The organism is Intestinimonas sp. RTP31139st1_F5_RTP31139_211217 (genome assembly GCF_040226735.1).
Classification (GTDB): domain Bacteria; phylum Bacillota; class Clostridia; order Oscillospirales; family Oscillospiraceae; genus Intestinimonas; species Intestinimonas butyriciproducens.
Map to the genome: position 1 here is coordinate 65,204 of NZ_JBCOAQ010000015.1, position 8,640 is coordinate 73,843.

Annotated in this window: 10 protein-coding genes; 1 reads left to right on the top strand and 9 read right to left on the bottom strand. The window is 60.9% G+C overall.

Annotated elements, in window-relative coordinates; translation table 11 throughout:
• From ABUA09_RS10815 to ABUA09_RS10855, 9 genes are all read right to left on the bottom strand, one after another.
• Window positions 1–1,305 (bottom strand): ABC transporter permease, encoded by a 1,305-nt coding sequence (locus ABUA09_RS10815; RefSeq protein WP_033118420.1) that lies wholly within the window; start codon window positions 1,303–1,305, stop codon window positions 1–3.
• 2 nt (window positions 1,306–1,307) lie between these two features.
• Entirely contained in the window at window positions 1,308–2,240 is a 933-nt protein-coding gene (locus ABUA09_RS10820; RefSeq protein ID WP_033118419.1) for an ABC transporter permease, read from the bottom strand.
• A 377-nt stretch (window positions 2,241–2,617) separates the two neighbouring features.
• Window positions 2,618–3,493, bottom strand: a complete 876-nt coding sequence (locus ABUA09_RS10825; protein ID WP_208318954.1) for a GNAT family N-acetyltransferase — start codon at window positions 3,491–3,493, stop codon at window positions 2,618–2,620.
• A gap of 39 nt (window positions 3,494–3,532) precedes the next feature.
• Window positions 3,533–4,444 carry a DUF2156 domain-containing protein gene (locus tag ABUA09_RS10830; RefSeq protein WP_033118417.1) on the bottom strand — a complete coding sequence of 304 codons (912 nt, stop codon included), beginning with the start codon at window positions 4,442–4,444 and terminating at the stop codon, window positions 3,533–3,535.
• A gap of 85 nt (window positions 4,445–4,529) precedes the next feature.
• A complete protein-coding gene (locus ABUA09_RS10835; protein ID WP_216521477.1) occupies window positions 4,530–4,829 on the bottom strand; it encodes an MGMT family protein in 300 nt (99 codons plus the stop codon).
• 134 nt (window positions 4,830–4,963) lie between these two features.
• Window positions 4,964–5,173, bottom strand: coding sequence for a PspC domain-containing protein (locus tag ABUA09_RS10840; RefSeq protein WP_033118415.1), 210 nt, complete (start codon window positions 5,171–5,173; stop codon window positions 4,964–4,966).
• Between the two features lie 88 nt (window positions 5,174–5,261).
• Window positions 5,262–6,440 carry a DEAD/DEAH box helicase gene (locus tag ABUA09_RS10845; protein WP_033118414.1) on the bottom strand — a complete coding sequence of 393 codons (1,179 nt, stop codon included), beginning with the start codon at window positions 6,438–6,440 and terminating at the stop codon, window positions 5,262–5,264.
• Between the two features lie 160 nt (window positions 6,441–6,600).
• On the bottom strand, window positions 6,601–7,422 hold the full coding sequence (locus ABUA09_RS10850; RefSeq protein WP_349949358.1) for a putative RNA methyltransferase: 822 nt from the start codon (window positions 7,420–7,422) through the stop codon (window positions 6,601–6,603).
• A 39-nt stretch (window positions 7,423–7,461) separates the two neighbouring features.
• Complete coding sequence (locus ABUA09_RS10855) at window positions 7,462–7,737, bottom strand: DUF6809 family protein (RefSeq protein ID WP_058116847.1); 276 nt, start codon at window positions 7,735–7,737, stop codon at window positions 7,462–7,464.
• Between the two features lie 92 nt (window positions 7,738–7,829).
• On the opposite strand from ABUA09_RS10855, the gene ABUA09_RS18340 reads away from it, so the two are divergent.
• Window positions 7,830–8,273: a helix-turn-helix domain-containing protein gene (locus ABUA09_RS18340; RefSeq protein ID WP_371744255.1), complete on the top strand. Its 444-nt coding sequence runs from the start codon at window positions 7,830–7,832 to the stop codon at window positions 8,271–8,273.
• Window positions 8,274–8,640 lie beyond the last annotated feature (367 nt).

Sequence of the window (8,640 nt, forward strand, 5' to 3'; positions counted from 1 at the left end):
TTATTTCTTTAGCTTCGGGTCCAGGGCGTCCCGGAGCCCGTCGCCCACCAGGTTGAAGGACAGGATCATAATGCTCAGGATCAGTGCGGGGAAGAGCAGGCGGTAGGGATAGGTGGTCATGCCGCCCAGGGCCTCGGAGGCCATGGAGCCCAGGCTGGTCATAGGCGTGGACACGCCCACGCCCAGGAAGGAGAGGAAGGACTCCAGGAAGATGGCGGAGGGGATCTGGAGGCAGGTGGTGACCACGATCTGTCCAATGCAGTTGGGCAGCAGATGCTTTTTGATGATGCGGGGGCCGGAGGCGCCCAGGGCCCGGGCGGCGGTGACGTACTCCTGCTGCTTGAGCTGAAGGATCTGGCCGCGGATGATGCGGGACATGGTTACCCAGTACAAAAGGCCGAAGGCGATGAACATGGAGATGAGGTTGGCGCCCAATACGTTGGCCATATCCGCGATGAAGCCTGAATGTGAGTTTACATAACTCGTCAACGCATCACCGATGACGGTGGCGATGAGGAGGATGACCAGCACCTCGGGGATGGAGTAGATGATCTCAACGATGCGCTGCATGACGGCGTCCACCTTGCCGCCCAGATAGCCGGAGATGGAGCCGTACAGGGCGCCGATGACCAGCACAAGCAGGGCGGCGGACAGGCCCACCACCATGGACACCCGGGTGCCGATCATGACCCGGACCATGATATCGCGTCCGAACTTGTCCGTGCCAAAGACGTGAGGAAACACGCTCTCCCCCGCGGCCTTGCGCTGGAGCTCGGCGTTGGAGTAGCCAAACAGGCGGGCCCTGATGCCCAACTCCTTGCGGAGCTCATCGGTGTCCGCGCCGCCGCTGGCCTTGGCCGCGGCCATGATCTTGGCCTTATCCACCGGCCCCAGGGTCTTGCCCTGGGCGGCGGCCTCCTCCTGGGCCTTGGCCCAGGCCTCCTCGGGCGTCATCTGGGCCGCGGCCAGCTTCTCCTGGTCCTCCAAAGTGTAGTGCCAGGGGTGCAGGTTCTCGGAGCCCGCGATGAACTGGTCGTAGCCATAGGGCACGATGACCGGGCCCAGGAACGCGAAGAGGGCCACCAGGATCAGAATGACCAGCGCCACCATGGCCACGGTATTTTTGCGGAAGCGTCGTCCCGCGTCCTTCCAGAAGGACACGCTCTCCCGGTCCTGGATAAAATTTTCCTTCTCCTGCGAGGAGGCGGGTGCAAAGTCGGCGTTGGTCAACTCGCTCCAGGAGATCACATCCTCCACATCGAGCTGGAGGGAGCCGAATTTGGCCTTTTTCATTTTGTCTGCCATGCTCAGCTCTCCTTTCCGAGGGTGATGCGGGGATCGACCACTTTATAGAGGATGTCCACCAGCAGGTTCATAATGATGATGAAGGAGGCCAGGAAGATGGTGGTGCCCATGATGACCGGGTAGTCCCGGTTGGACACGGACTGGACGAAATAACGGCCCAGCCCGCCGATGGTAAAGACCTTTTCCACCACAAAGCCTCCGCACAGCGTAAAGGCCACCTGGGGCCCCAGATAGGTAAGAACAGGGATCAGGGCATTCCGGAGGGCGTGCTTGAAGATGATCTTCCCCGTCTTGAGCCCCTTGGCCCGGGCCGTCTTGATATACTCCTGATTGATGGCGTCCAGCATGGCGGCCCTGGACTGGCGCGCGATATAGCACATGGGGTAGAAGCCCAGGGAGAAGCAGGGCAGCACATAGCTGCGGGGCGAACCGTCGAAAATACTTGGGAACCAGCCCACCACGCCGCCGCAGAATACGAGCAGCAGCAGGCTCGCCACCACGAAGGAGGGCATGGAGATACCCACGGTACAGACCACCCGCAGCGTGCTGTCCGTGGCGGTGCCCCGGTTATAGGCCGCCAGACATCCCAGCGGGACGCCCACCAGCACCGCCCAGAGGAGGGCAAACGCGCCGATCTTGGCGGAGACGGGGAACATCTCCTTGATGATGCTGATCACCGGGTAGTTCTTCTGCATCTTGACGGAGACGCCGAGATCCCCCCGGAGGAGATTGCTCATATACTTGAAATACTGGACGCTCAGCGGCTGATCCAGGCCGTACTTCTCATTCAGGGCGTCCAGCACCGACTGCGGCGGCGTCTTTTCACTCACAAAGGGGTTGCCTGGGACCGCCTTCATCAGGAAAAATGTCAGCGTGGCCACGAGGAAAATCGTAAAGAGTGCCATCAGCACACGCTTAAGGACATACTTTGCCATTTCTTCACTTCCCACTTTTCTATTGCATATTTCTGTATCCAAAATCAGGGAAACTCCCCATACACAGGTCTTATTATTTTATACTATAAACTTTTGTCCGTCAAGGGAAATACGCCTTCAAATTGATGGAATCCCCTTCAAATCCTGCAAATGTCTTTTTCAGAAGGACGAAATAGCTGCATTTTGTCCATGAAAATTTCCTGTCACGGAGCAAAAATGAATTGCATCATGCATAGAAATTCAAAACCGCCGCCGGCGGGGCAAATCCCCGGCCGCCGGCGGCCACAGCCTTGCCTAGAGCTTGCCTGAAAATGGTCCCTGCACTTGGGGCTTTTTCCACCTTCGGTCAAGGTCTAGTATTCTCTTTTTCAGCCTCTTTAGTCGAACCCCAGGCCCATATAGCCCCGGCGGTATTCCCGCCATTCCCGTTCCAGGGCGGCGTCGTACCATTTTACCATGGCAAAGGCCTGCAGATAGCTCCCGGACACGCCGTCCCAGAAGGGCGGCGTGCGCAGATGATAGCGCACGGCGGGCATCTCCGCGCCGATCAGCGCGGCCGCCCCGGCCATCCCAGGCCGGGGAATGAGCAGCTCCTTCACCATGACGGTGTCGTCATCCAGATACTCGGTGCAGGCCAGCCCCTCGCTCCCGGCCACCCGCAGGCGGAACAGCGCTCCGTTGGCCATGCGGGAGAGCCCCTCCTGATAGGCCACGAGGGAGTCGCTGTAGACGACATGCAGCGTCTCGGCCAGCAGTTCTTCCCGCAGGCGGTTGTACGTCTCCGGGTCCACCCGCTCCAGCGTGTCGCCCGCCGCCGGAACGCCCACCATGCTGCGCAGCAGCTCCACCTTCCGGGTGGAAAAACATTCAGAAAAACCGGTGGTGCCAAAAAATTTATGCAGGGAGACCTCCGCGGGGACAATGGTGACGCAGTCGGCCCCCCGCTCCTTTAAATAAAAGTCCACATAGCTGAGGATGTATCGGCCAAAGCCCTTTTTTCGGGCGTCCGGGTGGGTGGCCAGGGCATAGATATAGGCGGAGCTGGCCTTTCTCCCGCCGGGCAGGGCGATGGCCACTGGAAACAGCGCCACCATCGTGTAGACGACTCCGTCCTCCAGCAGGACCAGCACCTGGCTCTCCTCTCCATGGGCGAAAAAATAGTCGATATAGTCGTCCTCATCGCCGAAAGCCAGCTTCCACAGCTCCTTTTGGCGGAGGAGCTCATCCGGCTTGGCGGGGCGGATCTCGATCATGGGGTCACACTCCTCTCGGGAACGGACAGTGTCCGTCGGTCATTCTTTCGTGGCGAAGTACTTCTCCACCATCAGGTCCGGATAATAGGAGCCCTTGGCTTTCCGCAGGCCCTCCACGCCCATGTCGTCCTCCCGGTTGAGGTATTTGATCTCCGGGTGGCGTGCCCGCACCTGCCGGGCAAACTCCCGGTTGATCATGGCGTAGGCCCCCTGGAGCTCTCCGTATGCCTTTTCAAAGTGGACGTCAAAGGTGTCGGCGCAGAGCATGTCCCCCATGGTAAAGGCCACTACCTCGCCGTAGACCCGGATGAGTCCTCCCTCCAGGCCCAGCTCGTGGTAGTGCTCCATGGCCAGGCGGAGGGCGCGGCCCTCATCGCCCAGGTCCCGCTCCTCCGCAAGGCCCTCCCGCACCATGCTGCGGCGGTACCACTCCTTGTCCATCTCCAGGCACGCGGGGAGGGTCTCAGGCGTGATCTCCTCGTAGGTCCAACTGGGGTTGTTCTCCATAAAACGGTTGATGTGGTTGCGCTTGGCGTGGAGCTTCTTGCCGGTGAGGTCGGCCAGGCGGTCGATCTCATAGAGGTAATCAAAGCCGTCCCGGTCGGCCTCAAAGTGGAATTCACCTGGAAAAAGGGCCTCCATCTCCTCCACCTGGCGGGGGGTGAGGCAGACCATGCGGAAGGGCTTGTCCCGCTCGGCCGCGTCCCGCTCCATGGCCCGGATGACCGGGGCCACATCGCCCTGGCCGGCGGGGTAGATGTAGGAGCACCCCAGCGAGCCGCACAGATGGGTCACCAGGAAGCCGTCCACCCGGGCGATACGCTGGTCATAGGCGGGGCTCCATGCGTAGAGGTTGGTAAAGTTATACTCACAGCCCCGGTAATTGGCCTGCCGCAGCAGGTCGTCCACCCAGGGCTTGTCGGACAGACGGGGGAGTTGAAAATCAATCATGGGCGTCAAAATCTCCTTGGTTGGAATTGCCTGTGCCAGAAGTGTACCACGGCGCGGAGAAACGCGCAAGGGTTTGACGGGGATTTTACCGCCCGTCCCAGCGGCACCGGGACAAATCCACCCTCCCATCCGGAGTAAAGGGCACCCCCTCCGCCTCCAGCAGGGCCCGCTGCACGCCGGGGCCGAAGGCGTGCTCCCGGATGGCCCCGTCCCTGGCCATGACCCGGTGGCAGGGCACGGCGGGATCGGTGCAGGCGGCCATGGCGTATCCCACGGCCCGGGCGGCCCGCGGGCTACCCGTCATCAGGGCGATCTGGCCGTAGGTGGCCGCCCTGCCCCTGGGGATTCGCCGGGCGATCTCATACACTCTGTCATAATAGCTCACCGGCCCTCGCCCCCTCGTTTTTTCTTCAGTATACCACACTTTAGGTCCGTGCAGACATCCTTCCGGATAAAAACCCGCCGCAGAGCAGAAAATCGGGGGGCGCCGCAGCGGCGCCCCCCGATCTCTTCCCCGGCTCAGTAGCCCGGATATGCCTCGCTTTTCTTGGGCAGGATGATGGCGGCGGCGATATAGAGCCAGATGCCCACCGTGCCCGCAAAGCAGAAGATCACCCACAGCAGGCGGATGATGCCCGGGTCCAGATTGAAATATTCGGCGATGCCGCCGCACACACCGGCCAGCATGGCGCCATGCTCCACGCGATAGAGCTTTTTGGGTTCGTTCATGACAACCGCTCCTTTTTTCTATGTCTGAGGATAGTATACGGCGCAAGGATTAAAATAACCCTTGCGCCGAGATTAAAAAAGGATAAAATTATTTGCCCTCTTCCAGGTCCAGCAGGGTCCCCTTTTCATACTTGAGGCGGTGGACCTTGTTTTTGGTGGCCTTTTCAATGTCGTCCATCCGCATGCTCTCGGTGATGGTGGACACCAGGGTGTAGGCCACGCCGTGGCGCTTGGCCCGGCCGGTACGGCCGATGCGGTGGACGTAATATTCATTTTCATCGGGCACATCGTAGTTGAACACCACGTCCACGTCGTCGATGTCCAGGCCGCGGGCGGCCACGTCGGTGGCCACCAGCACCCGCAGCTCCCCTCTGCGAAAGCGATTGAGCGTCTTTTCCCGCACGGACTGCTGGATGTCCCCATGGATGGCCTCGGCGGAGAAGCCCCGCATCTTTAAAAGGCCGGAGAGCCGGTCCGTCATGTTCTTGGTGTTGCAGAAGGCGATGGCCCGCTCATAGCTGCCGGCCTCCAGCAGGCGGGCGGTGATCTCGGTCTTGTCCCCCCGCTCCACCTCGATGCGGTATTGCTGGATGTCCGGCTTGTTCTGCTCGTCGGCCCGGACGGTGATCTCCACCGGGTCCCGCTGGTACACCCAGGAGATGTCCATGACCTCCCGGGAGATGGTGGCGGAGAACATGCCCAGGTTCTTCCTGGACTTGATGGCGTCCAGAATCCGGGTCACGTCGTGAATAAAGCCCATGTCCAGCATCCGGTCCGCCTCGTCCAGCACCACGGTCTGGACCCTGTCCAGCCGCACGGTGCGCCGCTTCATATGGTCCATCAGGCGGCCGGGCGTGGCTACCACGATCTGGGGCCGCTTCTTCAATTGGGTGATCTGCTTGTCGATGGGCTGGCCGCCGTAGAGCACCACGGCGCGCACCCCCTCCTTGAATTCACACAGATCCCGCAGCTCGGCCATGATCTGGATGGCCAGCTCCCGGGTGGGGGCCAGGACCAGACCCTGTACCGCGTCCTCCCGGGGGTCGATGTGCTCTACCATAGGGATGCCGAAGGCAAAGGTCTTGCCGGTGCCGGTGGGGGCCTTGGCGATCACGTCCCGCCATTCCATAAAATAGGGGATGGCCCCGCCCTGAACGGGGGTGGCCTGGACATAGCCCTTTTTCTCCAGGGCCCGCATGATCTCGGGGGACAGCTTCAGCTCGTCGTAGCGTACAATCTCGTTGACCTCTTCGCCGTTGATTTCCATTGGGTGCATGTTCCTTTCTTTCTCAGCTTGCCTGATTCAAGGTCTCCCGCAGGCAAGCGGAACCCCGTTCCGCACCCAAACGCCCTCCTGCTCCGGGGGCGCGACCTCAAATCGCTCACGATAGTCTATCATATCCTGGAAAAGGATGCAATATCTTCTCTTATTTCCGCCGAAACACGTGGATTCGGAAGGAGGCCGTCACGTCCAGGGCCTCCAGCTCCTCCAGCCGCTCCACGCCGGTCCGGGGCGTCTTCCAGCGGTACGGGGTCATCTGGAAGAGGTCCAGCAGGGGCTCCCGGCTGCGGATGGTGAGGGTCTCCTCCACAGGCAGGACCTCCAGATAGTCAAAGCCCTCATAGGGGATGTCCTCCTCCGGGTTGGGGTAGGGCCGCTCATAGAGGACCTGCTTGAGCTCCCAGAGGTGCCGGGCCGCCGGGACCACATAGAGGAACACCCCGCCGGGCCGCAGCACCCGCCGAAACTCCTCCAGGGCCAGGGGCGAAAAGCAGTTGAGCAGGAGGTCCACCCGCGCCGGCGCCACCGGCAGATGGTAGACGGAGGCCACGGCGAACTCCGCCCGCGGCTCCCGCCGGGCCGCCCAGCGGAGGGAGGGCTTGGACAGGTCCACGCCCGCCGTCTCCGGCGGTTTCCCCGCCGCCGCCAGGGCCGCCCACACCCCGGCGGTGTAAGACCCCTCCCCGCAGCCCGAGTCCAGCACGGCCGGGCGCGCCGGCGCATGGTCCACGGCCAGACGGCAGAGTGCGTCGCGCAGGGGGGCGTACCAGCCGCCGGACAGGAAGCGGTTTCGGGCCGCGGCCATGGCCTTGTCGTCGCCCGGGGCCTTGGAGTGCATCCGGTTGGCGGGGAGGAGGTGGACATAGCCCTCCCGGGCCCGGTCAAAGCTGTGCCCCCTGGGGCACCGGTAGGTCCTGTCGGTCTTTTCCAGGGGCGCGGCGCAGAGGGGGCAGCAGAACAGACTCATGACGGGGCCTCCTTTCCTTATTATATTATACCGGCTGCGTCAAGCCGGAGGACTGCATGGCCCGCCGCGGAGGAGGGCAAGGGCCAAGTGGAAGCCCTCGGCGAAGTAATCCCCGTAGGACATGTTCCGGAGCTGCGCCTCCAGCATGGAAAACCGCCGCAGCTTTTCCCGCCCTTCCTCCCCCAGCGCCTTGCGCAGTTCGCCCTCCACCTGTTCCAGCTCCTCATAGATCGCGTTGTATTCCGGGCGGTTGGGCTCGGCGGCTTCCATGGGGTCATAGCGGCAGTAGAACAGATCGCGTAATGTTGCAGGCATTCTTATCACCTCAAAATTATTTTATCTGTATTCCAGATAAAAGTCAATATCTTGATTTCAGATAATGCATAATAGATATTGAGGTGAGGCCTATGATAATACGTAGCAATTTAAAAGAAGTTCGCCAAGACCACGACATTACCCAGCAAGAAGTTGCAGCTATCCTCGGTGTTGCCCAGAACACATACTCTCAATACGAAAACGGTAAAATCGAACTGACGGCACCTGTGCTCATACAATTGGCCGATTATTACCAAGTCAGTATCGATTATCTCTTGGGTCATACTGGTACTGGCCGTACCGGAAATTCGAATATGACTATAATGGATACTCGAATGCGAGAACTGCGCGAGGATAGAGACCTCTCGCAAGCACAGGTGGCGAAAATCTTAAACTGCGATCAGTCCCTTTACTCAAAATATGAGCGCGGCCAACGTGAGCTCCCCTTGCGTTTTGCACTTCTCCTGGCCGATTATTATCATGTGAGTTTAGATTACCTGATGTGCAGGACGACGAAAAAGGAAATCGCCCTTTAGCCTCGCCGTGACCGATCCCCATCGGGGAGGGCACCGCCCTCCGGGGGCCAAACCCATTTCTTTTTCCCCTTTGAAAAAGAAACGGTTTTGGATGCCAAAGAAAAAGGGGCTCTTACGGGGACCCTGGCACGGGGCGCAGGCAAAAGGCAGACGGCGTCTTTCGTCTTTCCGCTTTGTGGGAGGAGCAGCCCCGGCCGTTACGGCCTCCGCGGGCGGAACAGGGATACCGCCCCGCTCCATCTTGGGGACGCCTGGCGGTACGGCGAGCTTGCCGGATGCGCACCGGCGCGGGAACAGGGCCCCGGGGGGGTGTCTCCAATAGGGGGGCAGAGGCCCCCCGATGGGTCGGTTTTAAAAGGGGAGTTTC

What these genes read in the sequence shown, in the direction of transcription:
- ABUA09_RS10855 (WP_058116847.1), bottom strand. Translation starts at nt 7,737, where the DNA reads ATGCCTGCAACATTACGCGATCTGTTCTACTGCCGCTATGACCCCATG.
- ABUA09_RS18340 (WP_371744255.1), top strand. Translation starts at nt 7,830, where the DNA reads ATGATAATACGTAGCAATTTAAAAGAAGTTCGCCAAGACCACGACATT.
- ABUA09_RS10815 (WP_033118420.1), bottom strand. Translation starts at nt 1,305, where the DNA reads ATGGCAGACAAAATGAAAAAGGCCAAATTCGGCTCCCTCCAGCTCGAT.
- ABUA09_RS10850 (WP_349949358.1), bottom strand. Translation starts at nt 7,422, where the DNA reads ATGAGTCTGTTCTGCTGCCCCCTCTGCGCCGCGCCCCTGGAAAAGACC.
- ABUA09_RS10830 (WP_033118417.1), bottom strand. Translation starts at nt 4,444, where the DNA reads ATGATTGATTTTCAACTCCCCCGTCTGTCCGACAAGCCCTGGGTGGAC.
- ABUA09_RS10825 (WP_208318954.1), bottom strand. Translation starts at nt 3,493, where the DNA reads ATGATCGAGATCCGCCCCGCCAAGCCGGATGAGCTCCTCCGCCAAAAG.
- ABUA09_RS10840 (WP_033118415.1), bottom strand. Translation starts at nt 5,173, where the DNA reads ATGAACGAACCCAAAAAGCTCTATCGCGTGGAGCATGGCGCCATGCTG.
- ABUA09_RS10845 (WP_033118414.1), bottom strand. Translation starts at nt 6,440, where the DNA reads ATGGAAATCAACGGCGAAGAGGTCAACGAGATTGTACGCTACGACGAG.
- ABUA09_RS10820 (WP_033118419.1), bottom strand. Translation starts at nt 2,240, where the DNA reads ATGGCAAAGTATGTCCTTAAGCGTGTGCTGATGGCACTCTTTACGATT.